Here is a 26,662-nt window from a genome sequence, read left to right as displayed (position 1 = left end):
TCTGGGAATGAGTTGAACGGGTCACAGCCGCGCCTGTTGGCGACCGTGGCGGGCTTCCTGCATGGTTTCCAGGATGCGGTGGTAGTTGTGGAAGCGATCGGCGCTGATGGCGCCCGCTTCGACCGCGGCGCGCAGGGCGCAGCCGGGATCATCCTTGTGGGTACAGTCGCGAAACTTGCAGCCACCCAGGTAGTCGCGAAATTCGACGAAGCACCAGGTGATGCGGTCGGCTTCCAGGTGCCAGAGGGCGAACTCGCGGATCCCGGGGGAGTCGATGAGATCGCCGCCGCTCGGGAAGTGGTAGAGCCGCGCCGTGGTGGTGGTGTGCTGACCGAGCCCCGAGTTCTCGGAGATCTCGCCGGTGAGCACGTCCAGCCCCGGCATCAGGGCGTTGGTGAGGGACGACTTGCCCACCCCGGACTGGCCCACGAAGATGCTGATCTTGTCGGTGAGCGCCGCCTTGAGGGCGTCGATGCCCTCACCGCTCTCGCAGCTCACCAGCAGCACCTCGTAACCGAGCTTGCGGTAGGTCTCGAGCTGGTGCTCGATACGGGCGCGGGCCGCGTCATCGAGCATGTCGACCTTGTTCAGCACGATGAGGGGCGCTATCTCCACATCTTCTGCCGCCACCAGGTAGCGGTCGACGATGTTGGTGGAGAACTCGGGCATCACCGCGGAGACGATGATGATCTGGTCGATGTTGGCGGCGATGGGTTTGACCCCGTCGTAGAAGTCCGGCCGGGTCAGCACCGAGTGGCGCGGATGAACCGCCTCGATGACGCCGGCAGTCGCGGCATTGAGGCCGGGGCGCCACACCACCTTGTCGCCGCACACCAGGCTGCTGATACTGCTGCGCCGCAGGTTGCTGCGGTGGATGGCACCATCGCTCGCCTCGACATCCGCGTGCTGGCCGAAACGGCTGATCACCACCCCTTCGATGGCGGGGCCGAACAGGGTGTCATCTACCACTGTGGTGTGCTCTTTTTGCAGCCGCCGCTCGCGGTTGGCCTGGACGCGCCTTTGTTGACCCAGATTGAGTTTTGCTTTCTTTGCCACGGGGTTTGCCAGTTTATGAACAGATTCAAAGCCAGTATGATACATGCAAATTGGCAAAATTCCGCCATTCCTCCCAATAGAGAGAGCAATCATGACAGTCAGTGCGCAGAACCTGGTATGGATCGACATGGAGATGACGGGTCTGGACCCCGAAGAGAACGTGGTACTGGAGATCGCCACCATCGTCACCGACAAGGACCTGAACGTGCTGGCCGAAGGGCCGGTCATCGCCATCCACCAGAGCGAGGAAGAGCTGGGCAAGATGGATGACTGGAACGTCAACACCCACACCAAGAGCGGGCTGGTGGCCCGGGTCAAGGCGAGTGAATACGACGAGGCCAAGGCCGTTGCCGAGACCCTCGCCTTCATTCGCCAGTGGGTGCCGGAGCGCACCAGCCCCCTGTGCGGCAACAGCATCGGCCAGGATCGCCGCTTCATGGTCAAGCACATGAGCGATCTGGAAGCCTTCTTTCATTACCGCAACGTGGACGTCAGCACCATCAAGGAGCTGGTCCGTCGTTGGCAGCCTGAACTGCTGGATCAGTTCAAGAAGAGCGGCTCCCACCAGGCGCTGGACGATATCCGCGAATCCATTGCCGAACTGCAGTTCTACCGCGCCCACGTCTTCAAAATCTGAGTGGCTGGCAAGGGTTTGCCGTCGTTCGGTTGCTAAAATCAGCAGTTCGGCCAGCTTTTGAGCGAACGGCTGCAGCCAGACAAAAAAGCCCTTGCAATTGGAATGTCTGCTCTTATAATTCGGCTCCCGTACAGTAGCGCAAGCAACCAAATGCTGTACGGTCTGTTTTCAGGTTTTGCGGGAATAGCTCAGTTGGTAGAGCACGACCTTGCCAAGGTCGGGGTCGCGAGTTCGAGTCTCGTTTCCCGCTCCAAAATGTTTGCTGATGACGTTCCGATGCGGGAATAGCTCAGTTGGTAGAGCACGACCTTGCCAAGGTCGGGGTCGCGAGTTCGAGTCTCGTTTCCCGCTCCAATCATCAGCACAGCCTCAAGACAATCCATGTTGCGGGAATAGCTCAGTTGGTAGAGCACGACCTTGCCAAGGTCGGGGTCGCGAGTTCGAGTCTCGTTTCCCGCTCCAATATGCAGTGCCGGAGTCACCGCGTTGGTAGAGCATGTTCAGTGCTTGCCAAGGTCGGGGTAGCGAGCGCGAATATCGTTGCTGGCTCCAAAATATGTAAGTGATATTCCGATGCGGGAATAGCTCAGTTGGTAGAGCACGACCTTGCCAAGGTCGGGGTCGCGAGTTCGAGTCTCGTTTCCCGCTCCAATCACTTGCAGATGACATTCTGTTGCGGGAATAGCTCAGTTGGTAGAGCACGACCTTGCCAAGGTCGGGGTCGCGAGTTCGAGTCTCGTTTCCCGCTCCAAACAGTGTCCAGTAGATATGTGTAAGTGATATTCCGTTGCGGGAATAGCTCAGTTGGTAGAGCACGACCTTGCCAAGGTCGGGGTCGCGAGTTCGAGTCTCGTTTCCCGCTCCAATCACTTGCAGATGACATCCTGTTGCGGGAATAGCTCAGTTGGTAGAGCACGACCTTGCCAAGGTCGGGGTCGCGAGTTCGAGTCTCGTTTCCCGCTCCAATCTCTCTTCGAACCCTTCGAACTCAATCTCTCCCCCAAGTACACGAATCCAGTTTCTCAGTACCATCACTGCCGCGTCCTGTTGGTAGAGCATGATCCGCGCTTGCCAAGGTCGGGGTCGCGAGTTCGAGTCTCGTTTCCCGCTCCAATCTCTCTTCGAACCCTTCGAATTCAATCTCTCCCCCAAGTACACGAATCCAGTTTCTCAGTACCATCACTGCCGCGTCCTGTTGGTAGAGCATGATCCGCGCTTGCCAAGGCTGGGGTCGCGAGTTCGAGTCTCGTTTCCCGCTCCAATCTCTCTTCGACGTCCTCATAATCCCTTTGAATTGCCCATCACATCGCGCCGCGATGATTTGTCGTATCCGGCGTTTGCCTGCTTTCTCTCTTCCCCGCACATCCCAAGTCATAAGACCAAGATGTATTGCTTGCTAATAGCCTCCCGGAGATCGGGCACAACCCTTTGCGGTCGGCTAACAGGCTTGGCAGGGCCTGAATGACAGACAGTGGCTCGCTATAAGTTAAAACCGGGGCATTTAACCAAAACTCATAATTTTGATTTATGGCGGCTGGTGGCGGCCATAAACGGCTTGCAGGTGGGGATGGCAAGCCCGGCAAGATCTCTGCCGATCGGGGAGGGGAAATCGCGGGCAAAAAAATAGGAGGGGCGATGGCTCCTCCTACGGGTTCACTGGCGCTGGCTCAGATAACGGTGACGTTCTCGGCCTGAGGGCCTTTTTTGCCCTGGGTCACAGTGAACTGGACTTTTTGACCTTCAGCCAGGGTCTTGAAACCTGCGCTCTGGATGGAGGAGAAGTGAACGAAAACGTCCGGTCCCTGGGATTGCTCGATGAAACCAAAACCCTTGGTTTCGTTGAACCATTTTACTTGGCCGGTGCGAATGTCAGACATGTGGTAAGTCCTATCTATAACAAAATGAAACTAAGCCTGGTTGGGCAGCATTTGCCTGGAAGTCAGGGGTTGAAGCATGACTGACCACGTCTCTTTGTCCCAGTAGCATGTAGCACAATCCCTGTCTAAAGCCTGACCGATTGTACTGGAGCCCGATCCCTTGTCAATTTGGCACTTTTCATTTTTTGAGCGAGCTAAAAGTATTGTGAAGTCAGCAGCTTGTTTCATGCTTCACATCAAAAAAAACGGGAGGCCATGGCCTCCCGTCTACATAAGGGGGGTGGTCAAGCCCCTTATTCCTTGAGGGCGAACCCTTCCCCCTGGCGGTCGTAGCGGTAGCTGACCTGACCGAGAGAGCGGACCTCGACTCGCTGGATGCGGCGGCTGGTGTCCACCAGGATGAACACCGACTTGCCCGACTGCAGCCGGGTCAGCGGCCTGTCAGGCCCTTCGATGGCGATGAGCCGGCTGAGCTCGGCCCCCGGCAGCTCGAACTTGCGGAAGATGGAGTAGAGGGTTTCACCGGCCTGCACGTCGTGCTGCAACCAGGTGCCATCCACTTTTTCCTCGACGGGCTTGGCGGCCTGGGGCTCACCGGCGTTGCCGACGGTCAGGGCCTGGGCCGGCACGGCCAGGGGGACCGCCAGAGAGCCTGACGGCGCTGTGGTCGGGGCGGCGGGAGCGGGCTCCCAGGCCAGCACCAGCAGCCAGAGCGGGATCAGCACCAGCAACCCTATGGTGTGTTTGCGGGGCAGGGGGCTTGCCAGCTTGAACGAGGCCGCCTTCGGCTCCTTGTTGCGCTGACCCAGGCCACTCATACCCTGGCCGAGACGCTGGCGCAGGGGCAGGGTAGCCGCGTTGATACGTTGGAGCAGGGTTCCTTGTGATTCGTCTTGGCGACGCTGCTGGGCTCGTCTGTTATGGCCACGTGGGCGACGGTCCGGGGTGGGCACGGCATTTACCTCTCACTACATTGCCTGCCATCAGGCAAATATGCCGCCTATGGTAAACGGACTCGCCCCCGAGGGGGAGAGTCCGGAGCATGAAAATTATCAGCTGAGACGAAACTGACCCAACAATTGCTGCAAACGTTCCGCCGCCTGACGCAAGGCCTGACTGGCGTTGGCCGTGCTGGTGGCGTCCCTGGCGATGTCGTTGGCCAGTGCGCTGGTTTTTGACAGATTGCCGGAGACGGTCTCGGAAACCGAGCTCTGCTCCTCGGCGGCGGAGGCGATCTGGTAGGTCATGTCGTTGATGGTGGCGATGGCCTGGAAGATGCTGCCGAGGGCCGCCTCCGCCTGATCCGCTTCCCCCACCGCCTGATGGGTCAGCTGCTGGCTTTGCTGGATGGCGTTGACCGCGTTGGTGGAGCTGTGGCGGATCTTGTCGATCAGCTCCTGGGTATTCTGCACCGCCTGCTGGGTGTTGCCCGCCAGCTTGCGCACCTCGTCGGCCACCACCGCAAAACCGCGCCCCTGCTCCCCGGCCCGGGCCGCCTCGATGGCGGCGTTGAGTGCCAGCAGGTTGGTCTGATCGGCGATCCCCTGGATGACGGTGAGGATGCTGGTGATCTGCTCGCTGTCGTGAGCCAGCCCTTCCACCACCTCGGCTCCCTTGCCCGCCTCGGCGGCCACCTTGTGCATGGAGTGGATCACCCGCTGGAAGCGTACCTTGCCCTCGTCCGCCGCGCCCTGGGCCTGCTTGGCGGAGTCGGCGGTGTTGTTGGCGTGGGTGGCCACTTCCTGGCTGACATAGGACATCTCCTGCACTGCGGTCAGCATCTGCTCCATCTCCGCCTGATGATGCTGCAGGTTGCTGTCGGTCTGGCCTGCGATGCGATCGGTATCCCCGGCGTGGCGATGGACCTCGCTCGCGGTCTTCTGCACATCCCCGAGCAGGGCCTGCAGCTTGTCGATGAAGCGATTGATGCCCCGGGCCAGGGCCCCCAGCTCGTCCCGGGAGCGGCTCTCCAGGCGCTTGGTGAGATCCCCGTCGCCGTCGGCGATGTCATCCACCAGGCTCACCATCTGGCGGATGGGGCCCGTGATGCTGCGGGCAATGACCAGCATGGTGCCAAGGGCCAGCACCAGCACCAGCAGGGCACCGATGAGCTGCTGGGTCATGGCGGCGCGGTTCATGTCGGTGAGCTGGCGTGCCAGCTCGTCCGCTCCTGCCAGCACCACCTTGTAGGGCAGGGTGACGATGATGGCCCAGTTGCGGGCCATGCCGGGCACTGCGATGGGCACCGAGATGCGAAACGCGTCGGTGAGCTCCTGGCGCTGCACGTCCGGTTTGAGGTACTGCTGCCAGCCGTTGCCGAGCACCTTGTCGGCGCGGCTGCCGAGCAGGCTGGCGTCGCCGCTGGTACCGGTGATGACGCCGGCGGCGCTGACGATCAAGGTTTCCCCCTTGCCGTCATAGATGTTGCTGTTGAGGGACTGGGCCTGGCGGCTGATGGAATCCACCGCCAGATCCAGCGCGGCGATGCCCTTGAACTGGCCATCCACCAGGATGGGGGTGGTGATGGTGCTCACCAGCACCTGCTGGCCGTTGATGTCCACCTTGAAGGGGTCGATGAGGCAGGGGCGCCCCTCCCGTTTCGGGCAGGCGTAGTAGTCGTTGGCCGGGTTGCCGAACTCGTCCGGATCGCTCTTCTCGATGGAGAGCAGCAGGTCGGTGCCTATGCTCTCCTTGTCGCGATAGAAATAGGGAACGAAGCGCCCCTTGTCGTCACTGCCGAGCGCGCTCTGGCCGGCGAAGCTTTCGTCCTGGCCGTCGAAGCCGTTGGGCTCGAATCCCGCGAAGGCGCCATAGAGCTGAGGCTCCAAAGCAAGCTGGGCCTTGAGCAGGTCGGTGGCTTGCTGGCGATCCAGCGGCAGCTTGCCCTCCTGCTGGCGGGCGAAGACGCTGGCCATCTGCTGGGTGTAGGAGAGCCCCTTTTGCAGCAGCTGGGTGATGGTGGCGGCCTCGGCACGGGCGTTGGCGCTCACCTTCTGCCACGCCTCCTGTTGCAGGGCGGCGCGGCTGGAGTCGATGGTGAGCTGCTGGGTCTGCCGGCCTGAATACTGGTTGAGCAGGATCAGGATGACCAGGGCCGTGGTCATGGCGACACCGGCCAGTACCAGGATACGATTCTGGATAGAACGAAACTGCATCGCGCGTTCCTTGTATCGTTGAGGGTTCGTTGACGGGGTGACTGAAGTATCGGCTGTGCGGGAGATCTCTCCAGCGACCTTGCCTAGCTAAGCGGGAAAAAAGGGAAAATTCTGAGACATCACTCTAAAACAGCGGTTTTTGCGGGAATAGACCCTATTTTCCCCTCTGCCTCGCCATGGTTTTCCCATCCGTCATTGTCGGTGCTAAAATGCGACGGTTTTTTTAACGAATTGGCCCAAGGCCCTCTACACAAGGCTTAAAGATGAAAGTCAAAACCCGTTTTGCTCCCAGCCCGACCGGCTTTTTGCATGTCGGCGGTGCCCGTACCGCACTCTATTCCTGGTTGTTTGCAAAGAACCAGGGCGGTGAGTTTGTGCTGCGTATCGAGGATACCGATCTGGAACGTTCCACTCAGGAGGCCATCGACGCCATCATTGAGGGCATGGAATGGCTGGAGCTGAACTGGGATGAGGGCCCCTACTACCAGACCAAGCGCTTTGATCGCTACAACGGCCTCATCGACGAGATGCTGGCTGACGGCCGCGCCTACAAGTGCTACTGCTCCAAGGAGCGGCTGGAAGCGCTGCGCGAAGGCCAGATGGCCAACGGCGAGAAGCCCCGCTATGACGGCAAGTGCCGCGACCACGCCCACGATCACCCGGCCGATGCGCCCCACGTGATCCGCTTCCGCAACCCGACCGAAGGGTCCGTGGTGTTCGATGACCACGTCCGTGGCCGCATCGAGTTCGCCAACACCGAGCTGGACGATCTGATCATTCGCCGTACCGACGGTGCGCCGACCTACAACTTCTGTGTTGTAGTCGATGACTGGGACATGGAGATCACCCACGTGGTGCGTGGGGAAGACCACATCAACAACACCCCGCGCCAGATCAACATCTACAAGGCCCTGAACGCGCCGGTACCGGAGTTTGCCCACGTCTCCATGATCCTGGGTGACGACGGCGCCAAGCTCTCCAAGCGCCACGGTGCAGTCTCCGTGATGCAGTACCGCGATGACGGCTATCTGCCGGAAGCGCTGCTGAACTATCTGGTGCGTCTGGGCTGGTCCCACGGGGATCAGGAGATCTTCAGCCTCGACGAGATGATCAAGCTGTTCAGCCTGGATGCCATCTCCAAGTCTGCCTCCGCCTTCAACACCGACAAGCTGCTGTGGCTGAACAACCACTACATGCGCAGCCTGGATCCGACTTATGTTGCCAAGCATCTGGCATGGCACATGGAACACCAGCAGATCGACACCAGCAATGGCCCGGCGCTGGCCGACGTGGTCACCCTGCTGGCCGAGCGCTGCAACACCCTGGTCGAGATGGCTGCCCAGAGCCGCTATCTGTTCGAAGAGTACGAAGCCATCGACGAAGCCGCAGCCAAGAAGCACCTGCGCGGCGTGGCTGCCGAGCCGCTGGCTCTGGCCAAAACCAAGCTGGCTGCCCTGGATAGCTGGACTACCGAAGCGCTGCACGAGCTGATTGAAGCGACCGCTGCCGAGCTGGGTCAGGGCATGGGCAAAGTCGGCATGCCGCTGCGTGTGGCCGTCACCGGTCTGGGCCAGTCTCCTGCCATCGATGCCGTGATGGCGCTGGTGGGCAAGGAGCGTGTCCTCGCCCGTATCGATCGCGCCCTGGCGTATATCGAAGCGCGCATGGCCGCCGAGTAAGCTTGCCGTCGCACATTGCCGTCACCGGTCTGGGGTAATCTCTCCCCCGCCATCGATGCCGTGATGGCGCTGGTGGGCAAGGAGCGGGTCCTCGCCCGTATCGACCGCGCTTTGACGTATACCGACGCGCGGATGGCCGCCGAGTAATTCAGAGCGCCGGTACGGGTCAGTCCCTTGGCATCGCCGACGCCGTGATGGCGCTGGTGGGCAAGGAGCGCCTCGCTCGTATCGACCGCGCTTTGGCGTATATCGAAGCGCGCATGGCCGCTGAATAAACATCGGCCATGGCATGAAAAGGGCTCCCTGACGGGGGCCCTTCGTATTTTGGCCTCAAGCGGATTTGCGACGTAAAACAGCGACATAGCGACGAGGTTGGCGGTAAAAACAGCTAACTGCCTGAATTTTGACTAAACGCTCCAGCGGGCGAGAATTTTGGGTTGACAGCAAAGCGGGTGATGCCTATCATGCGCCTCCGTTGCCAGAGATAACTTTGGTAGCGCCGAGGTGAGTTGGGGTTATAGCTCAGCTGGGAGAGCGCTTGCATGGCATGCAAGAGGTCCGCGGTTCGATCCCGCGTAGCTCCACCAAATTCTCCTCGAACAATCTGGAATCCAAGGGGTTATAGCTCAGCTGGGAGAGCGCTTGCATGGCATGCAAGAGGTCCGCGGTTCGATCCCGCGTAGCTCCACCAGGTTCCCGATTGACATGAAGTACCCAGGGCAGTGCGGTGTGTATCACCCAGGCCGACCTTTGTGGGGTTATAGCTCAGCTGGGAGAGCGCTTGCATGGCATGCAAGAGGTCCGCGGTTCGATCCCGCGTAGCTCCACCATTATTGAGGATGAATGGCCGCCAGAACCATTCATTGAGTACCGAATTTGGGGTTATAGCTCAGCTGGGAGAGCGCTTGCATGGCATGCAAGAGGTCCGCGGTTCGATCCCGCGTAGCTCCACCAAATTCAGAGTGATTCAGTGTCACTCACACACATCGGGGTTATAGCTCAGCTGGGAGAGCGCTTGCATGGCATGCAAGAGGTCCGCGGTTCGATCCCGCGTAGCTCCACCATCTTTCGCAAGAAAGCACCAAGGCCACCGCATCGCGGTGGCCTTTTTGTTTGCCTGTCATTTGGATTTCCCATGATCTCGCCCTTTGCATTTGTCTGGCAAATGGCGTTTCACCCTGTCCGCGAGGGCATCAGCGGTCCTGGCCGCCGCTGACGGGGGTGAGGGTGGAGATTGGCGCCGATGCCGCCATGGCCACGGCGCGGGCTGCACGATGCCATCCTCTGCCGCGTGGCGATTGGTTCGTTCGGCAGCCTGCGATGGCGCTTCACCCTGGCCGCGAGGGCATCAGCGGCCCTGGCCGCCGCTGACGGGGGTGAGGGTGGGGATTGGCGCCGATGCCGCCATGGCCATGGCGCGGGCTGCGCGATGCCATCCTCTGCCGCGTGGCGGTTGGCTCGTTCGGCAGCCTGCGGGATACGCTATCCGGCCCCTGGTGTCAGCACCGGGTTTCCCCGTCGACAGGGTGCCAGCCCCCCGGGAAAGGGGCGGGTGGGGCAACAGGGCATTTATTAATCCCATGATGTGGCCCTTTGCATTTGTTTTTCAAATGGCCATGGCACAAAAAAAGCCCGCGATCATCGCGGGCTTTGCACCTGGCATCGAAGATGCCGCGTCTTAGCGACGACGCCGCCAGGCGAGCGGCAACAGGGCCAGCAGCAGGGCGCCCATGGCGCCGCCACCCCCCTTGCTCGCTTCTTTGAGCTTGAGGTCGACGATGACGGGGTCGTGGTCCGAGGCGCTGAAGGGGTTGTCCGACTTGATGAGATCGCCGGTGTAGGCGCTGCCATATTCGAACAGGTTGCTCTCGAAGGAGTTGATGTGCCAGTCGGCCACCGCCACCACCTTGTCAGCCAGCGCCGGGTTGGCGAGGGCGTAGTCCAGGGTGCCGAGCTCGGCCTCGTAGCTGTAGGAGATGGCCTTCTCCTGGTTGAACTTGACGTTCAGATCCACCAGGCCGTAACCCTTGGCCACCGTCTGGCCCATCTGCTCATAGGGCTTGTCGCCAATGTAGGTGTGGGAGGCGGAGCGGATCTGGCGCTCCCCCGCGACCGGCGCATAGTCGGTCAGCACCCGGATGGGATCCTCCTTGGCGTAGGAGTTGAAGTCCCCCACCAGCAGCACCTGGCCCGGCATCTTGCTCACTGCCTCCCCCAGCACCTTGGCGGCGCTCACCCGAAACTCGGTGCACTTGCCCTGCAGATCCGCAGGCTCCGTCTTGCCATCCCCGTTCTCATAGCAGCCCGACCCCTTGGACTTGAGGTGGTTGACCACCAGGGTCAGGGGGGCGTCGCTGCCCGCCACGGTGAAGCGCTGGACCAGGGAGTCCCGCTGACCGGCGCTCTTGGTGACGCCGCCCGTGGTGTAGCGCTGCTGGGGCAGGGGGATGACGTCGGCATCCCCGCTCGGGGTGAGCAGGGCGGGGCGGTAGATCATGGCCACCATGATGGCGTCGCCGCCAAAGAAGCGATCCTCCGTGAGCAGGGCCTTGGGCAGGGTGACGAAGGCGTAGTGCTTGCTCGCCTCCTTCTGTCTGGCGTTGAGGCTCTCCACCAGATCGTGGAGGGCGGCGTGCTCGTCAAAGCCGTTGTTCTCCATCTCCATCAGGCCGAGCAGGTCGGCGTCCATCTCGGTGATGGCGTTGACGATCTTGGCGCGCTGCAACTGGAACTCCTCCAGGCTCTTGGCGCCGCGGTTGCAGCCCTTGGCGCTGTCTGCATCCGCCTGATCCGCGCAGAGCACGTTGAGGGCACCCCCCACGCTGGAGTGGCTGGTGAAGTAGTTGAGCACGTTGAAGCTGCCGATGCGCAGGTCAGTGCCATCCAGGCGGGCCGGGGCGCTCTGGCGGTCGTTGTCGCCGGTGCGCAGCAGATCCCCCGAGGTGATGGTCTGATCCCGGGGCACGATCAGGCGGTACTCGTTGTAGCTGTAGCCGACCATGGCCTCCAGATTGACCGGGGCATCGCCGATGCGCAGGTAACCCTGCTCCGGCTCCCAGGCGGGCAGCCAGGGGAGCTTGCCGTCCCCCGCCTTGACGTCCGACTCGAGGAAGACGCGGTTGCTGGCGTTGGCCTCGGCCAGCGCGACGGCCTCGGGGCTGCTCGCCACATGGAGCTGGGTCGGCTTCATCAGCGGGGCGCCGTGAGCGAGCACCAGGTTGTTGCGCCGGGCGGCATAGTCGTAGCTGAAGTTGCGGCTTATCTTGAGGGCGCTGTCGGCGTCAAGGCGTACCCGCATCCCTTCGTGACGCTCCAGGGCTCGGGCCAGGGTTTCCCCCTCCAGTACCCGCAGCGCCGTGGCGGCCGGGGCGGCGCCCTGGGCCAGGGTTGTCAGGCGCGGCGTGCTGCCGTCAAACAGGGGCTTGAGCTGGGTGTGGCCGTAATACTCCTCGACCTTGGCCTCCAGACAGACCAGGGCGCCCGGCTGGATGTCCGGGTACTTGCTGGCGAAGTTCTTGTCGTTGAGGTAGACGAAAATGCCGTCCGACGTCTCGGGGTTGCCGTCCCCCTGCACATCCAGCAGGTAGAAGCCCTTGTTGAGGCTTTCCCCCAGACCCGAGACCACCGCCTTGACCGAGACGCTCTGGGCGCTTTCGAACTGATCGTCCGGGACGAGGGGGCTCTTGTCGCCGCTGCCCTGGATGGCGGGGATGGGGGTGAGGGCACTGTCGGCCGGGCAACTGAAGCCGGCGGCGTAGAGAGAGGGGGACGCGAGCGCGAGCCCCACGGCCAGCGACAGCAGGGTAGGTGTTCCTTTCATGGGTATTCCTTTTTTTATTTTTGCCAGTGTTTCCATAGCCTTGGCATCGTGGCCAAGGGCGCGCATTGTCACATTTCTGGCAGCTCTGACCAGTGAACCAACGCACATTATGAGGAGACAAAGGAGCCCATCTGCCATTTTTTGACGTGGCTAACAGTTTGATATTGATGATCTATTTGTCATCAGGTGGGAGCGAAAAGTGTGAGGCGGCCAGCATTCACATATTTTCCTTCGAGAATAAAGATTGAGCAGTGGTCACTTGCTTCCTATACTCGAGCCGTTCCTCACGGAACCCAGGCAAAGGGCAAACCGGCAGTGATGCCGGGACGCAAAGCCTCCGATCTGTCCCATCCGGGCCAGACAGCGGGGTTACCCAGGGTGACTTGAGGGTTTGTGGCCCGTCCATGGCCTGTTGTCGCTCCCTTGTTCCCTGTTGCGATTGCGCTTTTCCCGGTATTGAAGCCAAGACAAAACAAGGAAGATAACAATATGCAACAGATCTTGAGGCCCAGCAGGCTTGCCATGCTGGTCGCCCTTGCGGCCGTCCCTGCCTGGGCGCAGGCCGCTTACCCCGCCTATCAGGCCGGCACTGCCTACAAGGCTGGCGACATCGTCAGCAACGCAGGCGCCCTCTATGAATGCAAGGAATTCCCTTACTCCGGCTGGTGCGGCGCGTCCCCCTACCACTATGCCCCCGGGGTCGGCACCGTCTGGGCCGATGCCTGGAAGCTGTATGGTGGCGAGGTGCCGCCACCGGCCCTGGTCGTCGCCATCGGCTCCCCCGCCGTGGGTGCCAGCGTCAGCGAGGGGGCCAGTGTGGCCCTGGCGGTGACGTTGAGCGGCCCGGTCACGGCGCTCGCCCGGGTGGAATACCTCATCGACGGCACCCTGGTCGCCACCGCCACGGCTTCTCCCTGGAGTGCCAGCTGGTCTGCCGCCGGTGCGGGCAATCACGCCCTCAAGGCCCGGGCGCTGGATAAAGACGGCAAGGTGCTGAGCGAGGCGGATTCGAGCTTCAAGGTCGCCGCCGTGGTGGCGCCAGAGGCGCCCAGGGTGAGCATCGCAAGCCCCGCCGCCGGTGCCAGGGTGACCCTGGGCCGCGCCCTCACCGTGAGCGGCAATGTCACCGACGCCAATGACGACGTCGCCAAGGTCGAGCTCTTCGTGAATGGCCAGAAGGTGGGCGAGGACACCAGCGCCCCCTGGCAGCTGAGCTGGACGCCCCAGAACAAGGGGCTGACCGGCCTCAAGCTGGTGGCGACCGACAAGACCAACCTCTCTGGCGAGTCGGCCCAGGTGGACGTGCAGGTGGAAGAGGCGGCCCTGCCCCCTACCGGCGGCAACCTCTCCTGCGACGTGCGCCAGATCTACCGCGCCGACGGCAGCGAGTGCATGGGGGATGACCACGGCCGCCGCGTCATCGGGTATTTCACCTCCTGGCGCACCGGCAAGAACGGCTTGCCCGCCTACCTGGTGAGCGACATTCCCTGGGACAAGATCACCCACATCAACTACGCCTTCGCGGCGGTGGACGAGCAGAGTCACACCATCAAGGTGGATGACGCCGCCACCAAGCTGACCTGGAACGGGGTGCCGGGCGCCGAGATGGATCCCGAGTTCGCCTATCAGGGTCACTTCAACCTGCTGTCCAAGTACAAGAAGCAGTACCCGGACGTGAAGACCCTCATCTCCGTCGGGGGCTGGGCCGATACCCGCGGCTTCTACGCCGCCACCACCAAGGGCGACTGCTCGGTCAACACCGCCGGCATCAACGCCTTTGCCGACTCGGCCGTGGGCTTCATCCGCCAGTACGGCTTCGATGGGGTGGATATCGACTACGAGTACCCCACCTCCATGAAGGATGCGGGCAACCCCAACGATTTCCCGCTCTCCAACCAGTGTCGCGGCAAGCTCTTTGCGAACTATGAAGTGCTGATGAAGACCCTGCGCAACAAGCTCGACAGCGCCGGCACCGAGGACGGTCGCAAGTACATGCTGACCATCGCCTCGCCGGCCTCGGCCTACCTGCTGCGCGGCATGGAGAACTTCCAGGTCACCCAGTACCTCGACTACGTCAACCTGATGACCTATGACTTCCACGGTGCCTGGAACCACTTCGTCGGTCACAACGCCGCCCTGTTCGACAACAAGGCGGATCCCGAGTTGTCCCAGTGGGGTGTCTACACCCAGGCCCAGTTTGGCGGCATCGGCTATCTCAACTCCGCCTGGGCGGCCCACTACTTCCGGGGTGCCATGGCGGCGGGCAAGATCAACATAGGGGTGCCTTACTACACCCGCGGCTGGCAGGGGGTCACCGGTGGCACCCATGGCCTGGGGGGCAAGGCGGCGCTGCCGAGCCAGAGCGATTGTCAGCCGGGTACGGGGGGCAGCACTGTCCCCTGCGGCAACGGGGCGGTCGGCATCGACAACATCTGGCATGACCTTGACAAGAACGGCAAGGAGATTGGCGGCGGCGCCGTGCCCATGTGGCATGCCAAGAACCTGGAGCACGCGGCCAGCCTCGGCATCACCACCCTGCCGAGCTACGGCCAGGCCTGGGGTCTGGATCCCAACAACCCGGCCCACGTGATGCAAGGCCAGTATGTGCGTTACTACGACGACAAGGCCCATGCGCCCTGGCTCTGGAACGAGCAGAAGAAGGTGTTCCTCTCCACCGAAGATGAAGAGTCCATGGGTCACAAGCTCGACTACATCGTCAAGTGGGGCCTGGGGGGCGTCATGTTCTGGGAGATGGCGGGGGACTATGACTTCGACGCCGCGAAGAACGAGTACGTGATGGGCAGCACCCTCACCAGCCTGGCGTATGAGAAGTTCAGCAAGGCCGACAAGGCGGCCCTGAAGCAGAATGATCTGCCGGCTCCGGCCGCCCAGCTCGACATCGGCGTGAGCCTCTCCGGCTTCAAGGAAGGGGACTCCAACTACCCGATCAACCCGACCCTGAAGCTCACCAACAAGTCGACCCAGACCATTCCGGGCGGCACCCGCATCGAGTTCCTGATGCCCACCTCCACCTCAGACACCATCACCGACCAGAGCGGCATGGGGCTGAAAGTGGTGGAGAGCGGCGGCAACCAGAACTCCGACGGCATCGCCAATGAGAAGGACTTCCACAAGGTGGCTCTGACGCTGCCGGCCTGGAAAGCCTGGACGCCGGGCACCGACGTGGAAGTGGCCATGACCTACTACCTGCCGGCCGCCGGCGTGCCGAGCGGCATGCGCCTGATTGCCGGCAGCCAGACCATAGGCCTGAAGTCCGACTTCCCGGCCCTGGCCGAGGCGGTGCTGGGCAGCAGTGGCGGTGGTGACGGCGGCAGCGGTGGCACCACCTGTGCCAGCCAGAACGTCAACCCGGCGGACTACAATGCCTATCCGACTTGGCCGCGCGGGGATCACGCCAATGGCAACGACCGCATGACCAACGGCAAGGCGGTGTGGCAGGCCAACTGGTGGACCAGCAGCGAGCCCAAGGCGGGCGATGGCAGCTGGAAGCTGGTGTGCAGCTACTGAGTTGTCCCGGCTGCTGGACGCTGGCATGCAGTGACTGATGACCTGTTGAAGGGGTTGCCCCCTCCCAACGCAACGACCCAATCCGGAGCCCAGGCTCCGGATTTTTTTGTGCCTTGCATCAGGAGAAGGAGGGGGAAAAGGGCAGGGGCGGTGCCATAAAAAAGACCGCTCCGAAGAGCGGCCAATTGCCACCAAGGCAATCTGCGGGGTGACCCCCTTGTCGATGTGTCGCGGCCCGGATGCCGAGTCGGGGAGATCCCCGCCCCGCCAGCCGGGCCGCGCAGCTTTATTGGGTGACGGCGCCGCCCTGCTGCTCTTTCAAGAAGCTGATCCAGGGGGAAGCGCGACCACTGACATTGCCATTCTGGGCGGCCTGAGTGAAGGCGGAGAGCGCCTCCTTGGGCTTTTGCTGCTCAAAATAGGCGACCCCGGTCAGGAACTTCAGGTCCGCCCGCTGCTCGCCGCTGGCGTTGGCGGCAGGCTTGGCTGCGAAGGCCACCAGATCCTGGTAGCGCTTGCTCTGGATCATCATGCGCGCCATCTTGAGCTGCAGCTCTGCATTGGGGGCCAGCTTGTAGGACTTGGCCAGGGTGTCGATGGCCGGGTCCAGCTCCTTGGCCTGATGCCAGTAGTTGGCCAGGGTCTTGTAGTTGGCCGCGGAGCTCTCGATCTGCCCCTCCTTCATGGCCTTCTCCATCACGCGGGCGGCGCGGTGGGGAATGCCGGCGAAGGCGAGGTAGTTGGCGAGCCGCTGCAACTCGTTGGCCTCGGTCAGCATGCCGAGGTTGTAGGCCCCTTCCAGTGCCGCCAGGGCCTTGGCATCGTTGCCCGCCTGCATGTGCATGGCCGAGAGCTGGGTCCAGTACTTCTTCTTCTCCGGGTAGCGGTCCACCAGGGCGGTCAGCACCTCGGTGGCCGGCTTGTACTGTTTCAGCTCGTAGTGGGCCGCCATCTTCAGCAGGTACCAGGACTCCGGCGCCTTGCCCGCGGAGAGCTTGATCGCGTTGTCCACTGCCGGAATGGCTTCCCGGTACTGCTTGAGCTGCACATGGGCGTTGGCCAGGGTGATGTAGGCGTGCGGGGTCGGCTTCTCGTCCTTGCCGAGGTTTGCGAACCACTCCTTCATGGTGTTGATGGAACCCTTGAAGTTCCCCTCCGCCATGTAGAGCTGGGCCAGGTTGTAGCGCACCTGCTGGGCCACCGGGGGCGGCAGGCCGCCGGTGGCGATGGCGTCGGCGAAGTACTTGGTCGCCTGACCGTACTTCTCCTGCTGCGCCGCCACGAAGCCCAGGGTCTGCAAAATGACCCCCTTGTCGTAGACCCGCTCGCCGGCGCCGGACAGCGCCTCCTGCAGCTTGGCATTGGCCTCGCCGTATTTCTTCTCGGTGATCAACGCCTGGGCCTTGTTGACCGCGCGGTAGGCGCGGTCAGACAGGGCGGGTTGTTCGGCGGCCCAGGTGGCGGTGCTGAGCAGCACCGCCATGGCCACCGGGGCGAGGATCAGGGTATGTAACTTTTTCATCGCCACCCTCCTTAGTTGGTCGCAAACTCGATCTCTTGCTGCATGCGACTGGCCTGCGGCTTGCCGTCCACCATGGCCGGCTTGAAGGTCCACTTGGCGATGGTCTGGCGCGCCGCCTTGCCGAGGTCATAGCTGCGGGGCTCTTCCTTGACGATGCGGATGTTGCTCACGGTACCGCGCTCGGTGACGGTGAACTCCACCAGTACCTTGCCGGACGCAAGACCGGCCAGGGCCGCCTTGCGGGGCATCATGGGCTCGAAGGTCGCCATCGGGATGGCGCCGTTGTTGCCACCCATGCCGCCGCCACCGCCGCCGGTGCTGTAGGCACCCAGGGCGTTGCCGCCACCGATGTTGACCGGGATGTCGAGTTTGGGCATGTCCATGGGGGAGCTGTCCATCTTAGGCCTGTCCGTGCTCGCCACTTCCATCTCGGGCGGGGGGGGCGGGCGTTTCGGGGGCGGCGGTTTGGGCAGTTCCCGTTGTTTCTCTTGCAAGGTCTCCTGAGGCTTGAGGCGGATGAAGTCGGTCATGGTGACGTCCTCCCGCTCCGTCAGCTCCCGGTGATCCGGTGTGATGAGCTTGTTCATTCCCAGAAACAGGAAGAACACCACCACGCAGGAGACCGCTAACGATATCAGGTATCTCATGGCATTCGCTCCGGCATCAGCTGCTCTTGTCGGCGGCGATGGAGATGTTCTGGACACCGGCCATGCGGATCTGGTCCATGACCTGCACCACCAGACCGGAACGGGATTCGCTGTCGGCCTGGATCACCACGGCGCTCTCCGGGTTCTCCGCCCGCAGCCGCTCGATGTTGGCACGCACCGCGCCCACTTCGACGATGCGCTTGTCGACCCAGACCTGGCCGTTCTCGCGGACCGCGACCATGATGTTCCCCTTCTTCACCGTCTCGGCCGTGCTGGCGCTCGGGCGGTTGATCTCCACGCCGGACTCCTTGACGAACGAGGTGGTGACGATGAAGAAGATCAGCATGATGAACACGATGTCCAGCATGGGGGTCAAATCGATGGCCGCCTCGTCAGCACCGCTGTCGCTGTGACGTTTTCTCATGGCAAAAACTCCTTGCTTGTTCTGTGCCCCGGCGGGCATGGCCCGGCCGGGGATGTGCATCCTGCATCAGCCGTGTTTCAGGTTGTCTTCCAGCTTTTGCACGGCCAGCTTGGCCTTGTGATCGAGCCGGCTGACAAAAAACAGGCCGGAAAGGGCGGCAATCATGCCCGCCATGGTCGGTACCGTCGCCTTGGAGATCCCCGAGGCCATCGCCCTGGGGGAGCCGGTGCCGGTGATGGCCAGGGTATCGAACACCTGCACCATGCCTACCACGGTCCCGAGCAGCCCCATCAGCGGACAGAGGGCGATCAGCACCTTGATGACCGGCATCCCCTTGTCCACCGCCATGGCGACCCGGGAGACCAGCTCGCGGCGGATCTGCCTGGCGGACCAGGAGAGGTGATCGGTGCGGGCCAGCCAGGCCGTCTTGGTCTGTTTCACCTGCTGGGGATAGACCGCCATGAAGTAGAACCAGCGCTCCAGCAGCAGGGCCCACATCATCAGGGTCAGGAAGAACAGGGCGACCAGTACGTCGCCCCCCAATCCCAGAAACCGGCGGACCGACTCGACTTCTTCAATCAACCAGAACCACATGGGTGACTCCTTAGGCTGCGGCTTTGGCGGCGTGCAGACGTTCCTGATAACGGGCAACGAAACCGGCGCTCTGCTCTTCCAGTACCTGGATCAGACGGCGGCTCTGGGTCTGCACGATGGTGTAGAGGAACAGCATGGGCACGGCCACGACCAGACCCTGCATGGTGGTGACCAGGGCCTCGGAGATACCCCCCGCCATCAGCTTGGGATCGCCGGTACCGAACAGGGTGATGGCCTGGAAGGTGGCAATCATCCCGACCACGGTACCCAGCAGGCCCAGCAGCGGGGCGACGGAGGCGATCAGCTTGATGAGGCTGATGCCCTTCTCCAGCTTGGGCACGTTGCGCAGGATGATCTCGTCGAGCTTGGATTCCAGATCCTCGATGTTGTCACCCCGGTGATCCTGGTAGGCTCCCAGCATCTCGCCGATGGGGTTGCCCTTGATGATCTGCTCGGATTTCAGCTGCTTGCGCATGGCGCCGCCGATGAGGGAGAGGCGGGCACCGCAGAACAGGGCCAGCAGGGTACCGATGACACCCAGCGCCAGGATCACGTAGCCCACGGAGCCACCCTGATCGATGCGCTCCTTGAGGGTCGGCGACTGCACCAGCAGGGAGAGGATCACGCCACGGGACGGGTCGATGAAGATGGGTTCGACGCTGCCGCCACCTTGTTCAAACTTGGCGACCGGTTCCAGCACCGCGTTCTCGGGCTGGCGGGAGAGTTGCTCGAACTTGCCGGTCTCCGGCACGAAGGTGAGGTACTTGCCTTCGGAGACGGTGTTGAACTCACCGATCTGGGTGACGGTCTTCTGGGCCTGGTTGCCCTCGCCATAGACCACGGTGGCCGGGATCTGGCTCACCTTGCCACCGTCGACCATGCGGCTGAGGGTGGTGGTCCAGAAGGCGGTCAGGTCATCGCTGGAGGGCAGCTCCTTGCTCTCGGCCAGGCGAGTCAGCAGGGCAGTCTGCTCGGGATGTTCGACCCGGCGGGCGGAGGCATTGAAGATCCCCTTGAATTCACCGGCGAACTGGCGCAGCACGCCAAACATCTCGCCCATGTTGCCGGAGCGCTGGCGCAGGGTTTCGGTCAGCTCGGTGAGCTGCTTGTCGTTGGCATCGAAGGTAGCCTTGAGCTTTTCGCCCCTGGCGACTTCGGCGGCGAGATCCGCCTTGGCCTTGGCGAGCAGGGCCCCTTGTTCGTTCTTGTCAGCCAGGAAGCGGGCTTCCCGCTCCTTGTTGAGCTGGGATTCGCTGGTGCTGGCGGCCTTGACCTGATTGAGCAGGGCGTTGAGATCCACCGGCTTCTCGGCGGCGGTCACCGGCAGGGTGATCAGGGTGGCGCCCGCGATCAGCGAGGCGATGGCAAGTTTGATTCCTTTCATGATGCTTTCTCCGCAGTTTGAACCGGCAGCTTGATGAGGGCGGGGGGCGCCTGCTTCTTCGCGATGCGAAGGCCTTGTTCAACCGCACTGCGATACTCCTGGGGCAGTACTTCCCACTGGCGGGTCTTCTTGTTCCACATGCCGGTCTCGTTGCCATCCGGGGACTGGTAGAGCAGGGCGATGCGGCCGACGCGCAGGAACTCGTAGGTCTTCTCGTCCCCATCCTTGTCCAGGCTCGCCTTGTAGGCTTCGATGGTGCGACTGAAGCCCTCCTCGATCTGGTAGGCCTCGAGGATCTTGCGGTACTTCTCGGAGATGGTGACGTCGGCCCGGTTCATGAGATCGGTCAGGGCCGCCACGCGGTCCTCACGCTCCACCTTCTGGAACGGCAGGTCCAGGGAGACGAACTGCTCGAGGGAGTCGATCATCTTGAGCATCAAGGGCACCACTTCGGTGCTGGTCTGGTCGATCTGGGCGATCTGCTTTTGCATGGAGGCGAGTTCGGCGCTCTGGGAGTCGACCATCTTGCCCACTTGCTCGTTGTAGGCGCGCAGGCTGTCCACCTGGCGCAGGGCGGCCTTGTACTGGGCCAGGGCAGACTCGGCAGACTCGGCGTAGCTGTCGATCTTCTGTTGGGAAACTTTGGATGCATTGTCGGTGGCGGCTTGAGCGTCCACGGCCTGACCGGCGGTGGCGGCACTCAGATTGAAGCTGGTCAGCAAGGCAGCCGAAATCAGGCTGCCGAGGAGCGCTTTCTTCATTGTAATTGTCCTTGTTTTCATAGGATTACCCTATCTCCGTAACTTCCTTGGGACCTTGGGCAAAGCCGGCCCGAACGGGCCGGCTTGTGGTTTGCTGGTGGATTAGAACTTCTGGCTGTAGTCGAGGTAGTAGATGCGACCGTCGATGCTGTAGAGCTCGTCGTCATAGGTGAAGCCATCGCTCTCGAGGGACGGGCCCACGTTGAACATGTTCTTCACGCCGACCTGGATCTTGCCGTTCCAGGGCGCTTCCACGCCGACGTTCAGGTTCCAGGTGGTCTGGGACGCGATGTGGCCCACTTCCTCACCGGTATCGGCGATGTAATCCTGGCTCTGGGAGTCGATGTAGTTCGCGCTCAGGTAGGTATCCATGTTCCACCATTGGGGAACGTTGACGCCCACACCGGAGCTGAAGCGCATCTGGGGCAGACCGTTCTGGCCGATCTTGTCGATGATGGGACCACCGGCGTACAGACCTTCCTTGTATTTCAGGATGTAGGTACCGCCCAGGTCATAACGCACGGTGGCGTAGTTCAGGTCGTAGGTGTAATCCACCTTCAGGTCGAGGCCGGAGGTCTCGAGGGTTCCCAGGTTGACCATGGGTGCGATGGCGTTGCTGATCTTGCCCTGGCTGTTGCGGGTGATGCTGCTGGAGCTGCCGCTGTTCAGTTCGTCATAGATGAGAGACTGCAGGGAGTTCAGCTGGATCACGTCCTCGATCTTGATGGTGTAGTAGTCCAGGGAGAGGTTCAGGTCATCCACCGGGCTGTAGGCCACCCCGAAGTTCCAGGTGTCCGCGGTCTCTTCCTTTAGATCCTCGTTGGAGGTACGGGTGGTGTCGTACTGGCGGTTCGGGCAGTCAGCCGCGGAGATGCCGTTGGCCTCGCAGTAGACGTAATCCTTCGCCCAGTCGGCAGAGAAGGAGTCAGCCGAGTAGAGATCGCTCAGGCTGGGGGCGCGGAACGAACGGGACCAGGAGGTGCGCAGCATCAGGTTGTCCAGCGGCTGGTAACGCAGGCTCGCCTTGGGGGAGAAGGCGCTGCCGAAGTCGCTGTACTTGTCGAAGCGACCGGCCACGTTCAGCTCGATCTGCTCGGTGATGGGCACCAGGGACTCGATGTAGGCGGCAGTCACGTCACGCACGCCACCGGAGGAGTTGCCGGAGGAGCCGATGATGTTGCCGGCTTCGGACTGGGCGTCGTACTTGTCGGCATAGACCCAGTCGTTGTACTCGGCACCGGCGTACCAGCTGACCGGACCGGCCGGCAGTTCACCCATGTCCCACTGGACACCGGCGTACCACTGGTAGAAGTCCATGGTGGAGCGGCGGCTGGTGTCGGCGGCCATGGAGGCCGTGGTGGAGGCGTCGAACTCGCCACCGACGAACTTGCCGTCTGCGACCGCCTGCTGGGCGGCGGACTTCAGCACGTAACCGGTGCCGTTCTCCTTGTTGTCGGTCTTGGAGTACATGTAGCCGGCGTTCCACTGCATGTCGCCGACGCTTTCGGTGGCGATGGTGCCTTCGAAGCCGAGGTTCATGCTGCCGGTGGTGTCGGTGACATAGTTGTCACGGGGGCCGACGTTGCTGAAGCGGTAGTAGGCGTAGGCAGCCTCACCCAGACCCTGGGTGGCGGCGGCATCCAGGCCGTTGTCGGCGAAGAACTGGGCGTTCTTCGGGTTGGCCGGGTCAATGGTGAAGGCACCGGCGGCCGGGGCGAAGCGGCCAAAACTCTCGACTCGGGAGCCGATGATCTGCGGCACGAAGTCCACGTTGTCGTTGATGTGGTAGCGACCGTTCACGTACAGGGTGTCACGGCTGCGGGAGGCCGTGGTGGCCGCGACCTGGCCGTAGTTGAAGTTACAGCCGCCCTCGAACCCGACGAAGGGCTCCTTGCATGAGCCGTCGGCATTGGTGGCGCCGGCCAGGGGGCCGTATTTCCAGATGGGGTCGCCGTTGCCGTCAAGACCCGTGATCCCTTCCACGTTGCGGCCGTAGGGGCTGGGGGAGTCGTTGCCCTGTTTGGAGAGATAGTCACGATCCCGGGCGTAGATGACGTCCTTCTTGTCGTGCTCGTAGACCGCCATCAGGGAGCCCTTCTCGCCGGCCACCCCTGCCACGATGGAGCCGCTCTTCTCGTCGCCGCCCTCTTCGCTCGGGGAGCCGATGCGGCCCTGGAAGTCCAGCCCTTCGTAGCCCTCTTTGAGCACCACGTTGATCACGCCACCGATGGCGTCGGAACCGTAGATGGCGGAGCCGCCGTCCAGGTTGACCTCGACCCGCTCAACGGCGGCCATGGGGATGGTGTTGAGGTTGATGGAGGTGCCGCCCATGGTGGGGGAACCCGCTACCCGCTTGCCGTTCAGCAGAACCAGTGTACGCTCGGAACCCAGGCCGCGCAGGCCGACGGTGGATTGGGACTGGAAGGAGCTGCCGGAGGCTGGGGAGACGCCGCCAAAGGAGTTGTAGGAGGCTTGCTTGAGGTAATCGGCGACGGTCTGCTGACCGGATTGCTCGATTTTCGCCTTGGTCACGGAGACGACCGGGGTGGCGCCTTCCACATCGACCCGGGAGATCCGGGAGCCGGTGACCTTGATTTTTTGCAGTTTTTCTACGTTCTGGCCCTCTTCGGCCAGGACAGGGGTGGCCACAACTGCCGCGCTCGCCAAGGCAAACGCTACGGCAGCAGAGAGTCTGCTTTTCCTAAGCATCGCTAGTATCCTTCCTGATTGTTTATTGTTTGCTTCCATTACCGCCCTCGTTGGAGCGGTGCGTAAGGCTTATCAAGGTTTGGTGATGGACGTCAAATGGAGCGGCGGGGATGGGGGCAGCAGAGGGAATTAGATGGGAATATGCACTTGATGGAATATTTTTGGCGTTTTATTCCGTAAATGCCGTGTCAACTTATGTAAAGATGTTGTTAAGTTCGATTTTTACAATTTTATTGATTATTTTTGAACTTATCGATAAGTCGCTTGTCACACCGGTGCCGATATCGAGAAAACGGTTTTTTGCAGTATTTTCATCTGCTTTTATGGCGAGAGCGTTTTCCGGGGAACGGAGGGTGGGGGAGGCTATCCCTCTTCTTTTATAGGTAAATGAGAAAATAACCCGGCTTATCCTTAACTTGTTGATTTCATTCTGTTTGATATGGATTAAAACACCTGTGTAATTAATTTTTTAATAATTAAAATCGAGTTGGACGGGTAGGCGTAGCAGTTTTTTATATTGAAGTTGGGTTTTTTGGAAAAAATCATCCGCGGGATATGCTGCGGGGGGACATTCCTGGTCGCAGACAGGGTTCTACTTGATTTTTGTTGCAGAGCTTTTACAGTGACCGAGCCGGATTGTCTGCCAATGCCAGTCAATTCAGTGAGTAATGCCAGGTAAGGATAGGCCCGTCACCGGATGTGACTGGCCATAAAAGAACAACAAGGACGAGGTTCCACCATGCTGTCGTATTTCCTACGTCGGATGCTTTTGATCATCCCGACGTTTCTCGGTATCACCCTGCTCGTCTTCACCATCACCCGCTTCGTGCCGGGCGGCCCGGTCGAGCGCATGCTGCTGCAGGCGCAGGTCTCGCAGAACGAGTCAGGCCGCTCCAGTGGCAGCAAGGGGGCGCAGGCACTCTCCGACGAACAGATTGAAGAGCTCAAGGCGTTCTACGGCCTCGACAAGCCCATGCTGGTGGCCTACTGGGACTGGTTGCAGAAGCTGGCGGTGCTGGATCTCGGGGAGTCGACCCGTTATTACGAGCCGGTGTGGGATCTCATCAAGGAGAGGTTGCCGGTGACCGCCTTCTTCGGGCTCGCCACCTTTCTGCTGAGTTATGCCGTCTCCATCCCGCTCGGGGTGGCCAAGGCGCTCAGACACAACAGCCGCTTCGATTCCCTGAGCTCCATGCTCATCTACATGGCCTATGCGCTACCCGCCTACGTGGTGGGGATCTTCCTCATCACCGTCTTTGCGTTCCATCTGGAGTGGTTGCCCATGGGGGGCTTCCCGGGGGACGAGTTTGACGGGATGGAGAGCAGCTGGGATCAGATCCGCACCGTCTTCGCCCACGCCCTGCTGCCCCTCATCGCCTACGCCATCGGGGATTTCGCCATCCTCACCATGACCATGAAGAACAGCCTGATGGAGAACCTGTCGGCGGATTATGTGCGCACCGCCGTGGCCAAGGGGCTGCCGTTTCGCAAGGCGGTGACCGATCACGCCATGCGCAACAGCCTGATCCCCATCGCGAGTCACTTAGGGTCGGTGCTCACCGTCTTCTTCGGGGGCTCCTTCCTCATCGAGACCATCTTCAACATCGACGGCATCGGCCTGCTCGGTTACGAGGCCATTGTCGAGCGGGATTACCCCACCGTCATGGGTATTCTGGCCATCACCTCCATGCTGATGCTGGTGGGCAACATTGTCTCCGACATCTGCGTTGCCCTGGTCGATCCCCGCGTGCGGTTTGGAGAGTGAGCATGAACCTGAATCCGGTAACTCTGAAAAAACTCAAGCGCTTCAAGTCGATAAAGCGCGGCTACTACTCTTTTGTCATCTTTTCGGTCCTGGTGGTCATCTCTTTGCTGGCGGAACTGCTGGTCAACAGCCGGGCCCTGGCGGTGAGTTATCAGGGGGAGCTCTATTTCCCCACCTATGGGGATGTTATCCCGGGCCAGCACTTCGGGCTCGACTACGAGTACGAGACCAACTACCGCCAGCTCAAGAGCCAATTTGCGAAGGAAGATAAGGGGGATTGGGTGTTGCTGCCCCTGGTCCCCTGGAACCCCTATGAACAGGACTTCAAGGAGGAAGCCTACCCGCCCTATGCTCCGAGCCTGGCGGAGCGCCACTTCCTCGGCACCGACACCAGCGGTCGCGACGTATTGGCACGGCTGGTCTACGGCTTTCGCATCGCCATCGGATTTGCCTTCATCGCGCTGGTGGCGAGCTATGTCATCGGGGTCAGCATCGGCTGCATGATGGGGTTCCTCGGCGGTCGATTCGATCTCCTGATGCAGCGTTTCATCGAGATCTGGTCCCAGGTGCCCTTCCTCTACGTCATCATGATCCTGGTCTCCCTGGCCAAGCCGAACTTCGGCCTGTTCGTCGGCATCAACGTGCTGTTCGGCTGGATGGGGATCACCTGGTACATGCGCACCCTCACCTACAAGGAGCGGGCGCGGGACTACGTGATGGCGGCGCGGGCCCAGGGGGCGAGCACCCGGCGCATCATCTTCAACCACATTCTGCCCAATACCCTGATGATGATCGTCACCCTGGCCCCGTTTGCCGTGGTGGGCAACATCTCCACCCTGACGGCGCTGGACTACCTGGGCTTTGGCCTGGCGCCGCCGACCCCGAGCTGGGGGGAGCTGCTCTCCCAGGGGATCAACAACCTCGACGCTATCTGGATCGTGAGTTCGGTGGTGGCGGCGGTGAGCCTGGTGCTCATCATGGTCTCCTTCATCGGAGAGGCCATCCGGGAGGCGTTCGATCCGCGCAAATTTACCCGTTATCAGTGAGCGGTGGCGCCTTGCCAGGGCACATCGACAGGACCCTTAATGAAGACGCCCCCAGTGC

17 protein-coding genes, 12 tRNA genes and 1 riboswitch are annotated in these 26,662 nt (G+C 61.7%); of the genes, 17 read left to right on the top strand and 12 right to left on the bottom strand.

Annotation, left to right across the window (positions count from 1 at the left end; translation table 11 throughout):
* Positions 1 to 21: 21 nt before the first annotated feature.
* On the bottom strand, positions 22 to 1,056 hold the full coding sequence (gene rsgA, locus I6L48_RS20440; protein ID WP_039040203.1) for a small ribosomal subunit biogenesis GTPase RsgA: 1,035 nt from the start codon (positions 1,054 to 1,056) through the stop codon (positions 22 to 24).
* A gap of 91 nt (positions 1,057 to 1,147) precedes the next feature.
* On the opposite strand from rsgA, the gene orn reads away from it, so the two are divergent.
* From orn to I6L48_RS20400, 8 genes are all read left to right on the top strand, one after another.
* Complete coding sequence (gene orn / locus I6L48_RS20435) at positions 1,148 to 1,693, top strand: oligoribonuclease (RefSeq protein WP_042014296.1); 546 nt, start codon at positions 1,148 to 1,150, stop codon at positions 1,691 to 1,693.
* 177 nt (positions 1,694 to 1,870) lie between these two features.
* Positions 1,871 to 1,946, top strand: a tRNA-Gly gene (locus tag I6L48_RS20430).
* Positions 1,947 to 1,971: 25 nt separating this feature from the next.
* A tRNA-Gly gene (locus I6L48_RS20425) sits at positions 1,972 to 2,047 on the top strand.
* A gap of 32 nt (positions 2,048 to 2,079) precedes the next feature.
* Positions 2,080 to 2,155: transfer RNA gene (locus I6L48_RS20420), tRNA-Gly, on the top strand.
* A gap of 113 nt (positions 2,156 to 2,268) precedes the next feature.
* A tRNA-Gly gene (locus I6L48_RS20415) sits at positions 2,269 to 2,344 on the top strand.
* A gap of 24 nt (positions 2,345 to 2,368) precedes the next feature.
* A tRNA-Gly gene (locus I6L48_RS20410) sits at positions 2,369 to 2,444 on the top strand.
* Between the two features lie 38 nt (positions 2,445 to 2,482).
* Positions 2,483 to 2,558, top strand: a tRNA-Gly gene (locus tag I6L48_RS20405).
* Positions 2,559 to 2,582: 24 nt separating this feature from the next.
* Positions 2,583 to 2,658: transfer RNA gene (locus I6L48_RS20400), tRNA-Gly, on the top strand.
* A 702-nt stretch (positions 2,659 to 3,360) separates the two neighbouring features.
* Here the strand turns inward: I6L48_RS20400 and I6L48_RS20395 are convergent.
* From I6L48_RS20395 to I6L48_RS20385, 3 genes are all read right to left on the bottom strand, one after another.
* The gene (locus I6L48_RS20395; RefSeq protein ID WP_005297820.1) at positions 3,361 to 3,570 is read right to left on the bottom strand and encodes a cold-shock protein; all 210 of its coding nucleotides are present in this window, start codon (positions 3,568 to 3,570) and stop codon (positions 3,361 to 3,363) included.
* A gap of 293 nt (positions 3,571 to 3,863) precedes the next feature.
* A complete protein-coding gene (locus tag I6L48_RS20390; protein WP_010675484.1) occupies positions 3,864 to 4,523 on the bottom strand; it encodes a LysM-like peptidoglycan-binding domain-containing protein in 660 nt (219 codons plus the stop codon).
* Positions 4,524 to 4,622: 99 nt separating this feature from the next.
* Positions 4,623 to 6,725, bottom strand: coding sequence for a methyl-accepting chemotaxis protein (locus I6L48_RS20385; protein ID WP_113068905.1), 2,103 nt, complete (start codon positions 6,723 to 6,725; stop codon positions 4,623 to 4,625).
* A 263-nt stretch (positions 6,726 to 6,988) separates the two neighbouring features.
* Between I6L48_RS20385 and gltX the strand changes: the two genes are divergently transcribed.
* From gltX to I6L48_RS20355, 6 genes are all read left to right on the top strand, one after another.
* The gene (gene gltX / locus I6L48_RS20380; RefSeq protein WP_113068904.1) at positions 6,989 to 8,404 is read left to right on the top strand and encodes a glutamate--tRNA ligase; all 1,416 of its coding nucleotides are present in this window, start codon (positions 6,989 to 6,991) and stop codon (positions 8,402 to 8,404) included.
* Between the two features lie 511 nt (positions 8,405 to 8,915).
* A tRNA-Ala gene (locus I6L48_RS20375) sits at positions 8,916 to 8,991 on the top strand.
* Between the two features lie 28 nt (positions 8,992 to 9,019).
* A tRNA-Ala gene (locus I6L48_RS20370) sits at positions 9,020 to 9,095 on the top strand.
* 63 nt (positions 9,096 to 9,158) lie between these two features.
* Positions 9,159 to 9,234 (top strand) — tRNA-Ala (locus I6L48_RS20365).
* A gap of 48 nt (positions 9,235 to 9,282) precedes the next feature.
* Positions 9,283 to 9,358: transfer RNA gene (locus I6L48_RS20360), tRNA-Ala, on the top strand.
* A 34-nt stretch (positions 9,359 to 9,392) separates the two neighbouring features.
* A tRNA-Ala gene (locus I6L48_RS20355) sits at positions 9,393 to 9,468 on the top strand.
* Positions 9,469 to 10,082: 614 nt separating this feature from the next.
* On the opposite strand, the gene I6L48_RS20350 is transcribed toward I6L48_RS20355, so the two are convergent.
* Positions 10,083 to 12,224 carry an ExeM/NucH family extracellular endonuclease gene (locus I6L48_RS20350; RefSeq protein WP_180898650.1) on the bottom strand — a complete coding sequence of 714 codons (2,142 nt, stop codon included), beginning with the start codon at positions 12,222 to 12,224 and terminating at the stop codon, positions 10,083 to 10,085.
* 293 nt (positions 12,225 to 12,517) lie between these two features.
* Positions 12,518 to 12,601: riboswitch (cyclic di-GMP riboswitch) on the top strand.
* A gap of 145 nt (positions 12,602 to 12,746) precedes the next feature.
* Here I6L48_RS20350 and I6L48_RS20345 point away from each other — a divergent pair.
* Positions 12,747 to 15,752, top strand: a complete 3,006-nt coding sequence (locus I6L48_RS20345; protein WP_216988092.1) for a glycosyl hydrolase family 18 protein — start codon at positions 12,747 to 12,749, stop codon at positions 15,750 to 15,752.
* Positions 15,753 to 16,038: 286 nt separating this feature from the next.
* Here the strand turns inward: I6L48_RS20345 and I6L48_RS20340 are convergent, their stop codons facing one another.
* The 7 genes from I6L48_RS20340 to I6L48_RS20310 all read right to left on the bottom strand — a co-directional run bounded on the left by I6L48_RS20340 (position 16,039) and on the right by I6L48_RS20310 (position 23,793).
* Positions 16,039 to 17,274: a lipopolysaccharide assembly protein LapB gene (locus tag I6L48_RS20340; protein WP_113068903.1), complete on the bottom strand. Its 1,236-nt coding sequence runs from the start codon at positions 17,272 to 17,274 to the stop codon at positions 16,039 to 16,041.
* Between the two features lie 11 nt (positions 17,275 to 17,285).
* Positions 17,286 to 17,921, bottom strand: coding sequence for an energy transducer TonB (locus I6L48_RS20335; protein WP_010675477.1), 636 nt, complete (start codon positions 17,919 to 17,921; stop codon positions 17,286 to 17,288).
* A 16-nt stretch (positions 17,922 to 17,937) separates the two neighbouring features.
* The gene (locus tag I6L48_RS20330; protein WP_010675476.1) at positions 17,938 to 18,345 is read right to left on the bottom strand and encodes a biopolymer transporter ExbD; all 408 of its coding nucleotides are present in this window, start codon (positions 18,343 to 18,345) and stop codon (positions 17,938 to 17,940) included.
* Positions 18,346 to 18,411: 66 nt separating this feature from the next.
* The gene (locus I6L48_RS20325; RefSeq protein WP_010675475.1) at positions 18,412 to 18,939 is read right to left on the bottom strand and encodes a MotA/TolQ/ExbB proton channel family protein; all 528 of its coding nucleotides are present in this window, start codon (positions 18,937 to 18,939) and stop codon (positions 18,412 to 18,414) included.
* A gap of 10 nt (positions 18,940 to 18,949) precedes the next feature.
* Positions 18,950 to 20,323 (bottom strand): MotA/TolQ/ExbB proton channel family protein, encoded by a 1,374-nt coding sequence (locus I6L48_RS20320; RefSeq protein ID WP_216987651.1) that lies wholly within the window; start codon positions 20,321 to 20,323, stop codon positions 18,950 to 18,952.
* Positions 20,320 to 21,084, bottom strand: coding sequence for a DUF3450 domain-containing protein (locus I6L48_RS20315; protein ID WP_010675473.1), 765 nt, complete (start codon positions 21,082 to 21,084; stop codon positions 20,320 to 20,322). Before I6L48_RS20315 ends, I6L48_RS20320 begins: the two co-directional genes overlap by 4 nt.
* A 102-nt stretch (positions 21,085 to 21,186) precedes the next feature.
* Complete coding sequence (locus I6L48_RS20310; RefSeq protein WP_113068901.1) at positions 21,187 to 23,793, bottom strand: TonB-dependent siderophore receptor; 2,607 nt, start codon at positions 23,791 to 23,793, stop codon at positions 21,187 to 21,189.
* Between the two features lie 739 nt (positions 23,794 to 24,532).
* Here I6L48_RS20310 and I6L48_RS20305 point away from each other — a divergent pair.
* Positions 24,533 to 25,558, top strand: a complete 1,026-nt coding sequence (locus tag I6L48_RS20305) for an ABC transporter permease subunit (RefSeq protein WP_010675471.1) — start codon at positions 24,533 to 24,535, stop codon at positions 25,556 to 25,558.
* A gap of 2 nt (positions 25,559 to 25,560) precedes the next feature.
* On the top strand, positions 25,561 to 26,604 hold the full coding sequence (locus I6L48_RS20300; RefSeq protein ID WP_041212459.1) for an ABC transporter permease: 1,044 nt from the start codon (positions 25,561 to 25,563) through the stop codon (positions 26,602 to 26,604).
* Positions 26,605 to 26,662: the final 58 nt, after the last annotated feature.

The organism is Aeromonas sp. FDAARGOS 1418, from assembly GCF_019048585.1.
GTDB lineage: Bacteria > Pseudomonadota > Gammaproteobacteria > Enterobacterales > Aeromonadaceae > Aeromonas > Aeromonas caviae.
The sequence above is the reverse complement of the archived record's forward strand: the minus strand, read 5'-3'. Positions and strand labels throughout refer to the sequence as shown.

Bases quoted from the DNA above. Each gene is read 5' to 3' on its own strand.
- orn (WP_042014296.1), top strand. From the start codon at position 1,148: ATGACAGTCAGTGCGCAGAACCTGGTATGGATCGACATGGAGATGACG.
- I6L48_RS20395 (WP_005297820.1), bottom strand. From the start codon at position 3,570: ATGTCTGACATTCGCACCGGCCAAGTAAAATGGTTCAACGAAACCAAG.
- I6L48_RS20385 (WP_113068905.1), bottom strand. From the start codon at position 6,725: ATGCAGTTTCGTTCTATCCAGAATCGTATCCTGGTACTGGCCGGTGTC.
- gltX (WP_113068904.1), top strand. From the start codon at position 6,989: ATGAAAGTCAAAACCCGTTTTGCTCCCAGCCCGACCGGCTTTTTGCAT.
- I6L48_RS20350 (WP_180898650.1), bottom strand. From the start codon at position 12,224: ATGAAAGGAACACCTACCCTGCTGTCGCTGGCCGTGGGGCTCGCGCTC.
- I6L48_RS20345 (WP_216988092.1), top strand. From the start codon at position 12,747: ATGCTGGTCGCCCTTGCGGCCGTCCCTGCCTGGGCGCAGGCCGCTTAC.
- I6L48_RS20340 (WP_113068903.1), bottom strand. From the start codon at position 17,274: ATGAAAAAGTTACATACCCTGATCCTCGCCCCGGTGGCCATGGCGGTG.
- I6L48_RS20335 (WP_010675477.1), bottom strand. From the start codon at position 17,921: ATGAGATACCTGATATCGTTAGCGGTCTCCTGCGTGGTGGTGTTCTTC.
- I6L48_RS20330 (WP_010675476.1), bottom strand. From the start codon at position 18,345: ATGAGAAAACGTCACAGCGACAGCGGTGCTGACGAGGCGGCCATCGAT.
- I6L48_RS20325 (WP_010675475.1), bottom strand. From the start codon at position 18,939: ATGTGGTTCTGGTTGATTGAAGAAGTCGAGTCGGTCCGCCGGTTTCTG.
- I6L48_RS20320 (WP_216987651.1), bottom strand. From the start codon at position 20,323: ATGAAAGGAATCAAACTTGCCATCGCCTCGCTGATCGCGGGCGCCACC.
- I6L48_RS20315 (WP_010675473.1), bottom strand. From the start codon at position 21,084: ATGAAGAAAGCGCTCCTCGGCAGCCTGATTTCGGCTGCCTTGCTGACC.
- I6L48_RS20310 (WP_113068901.1), bottom strand. From the start codon at position 23,793: ATGCTTAGGAAAAGCAGACTCTCTGCTGCCGTAGCGTTTGCCTTGGCG.
- I6L48_RS20305 (WP_010675471.1), top strand. From the start codon at position 24,533: ATGCTGTCGTATTTCCTACGTCGGATGCTTTTGATCATCCCGACGTTT.
- I6L48_RS20300 (WP_041212459.1), top strand. From the start codon at position 25,561: ATGAACCTGAATCCGGTAACTCTGAAAAAACTCAAGCGCTTCAAGTCG.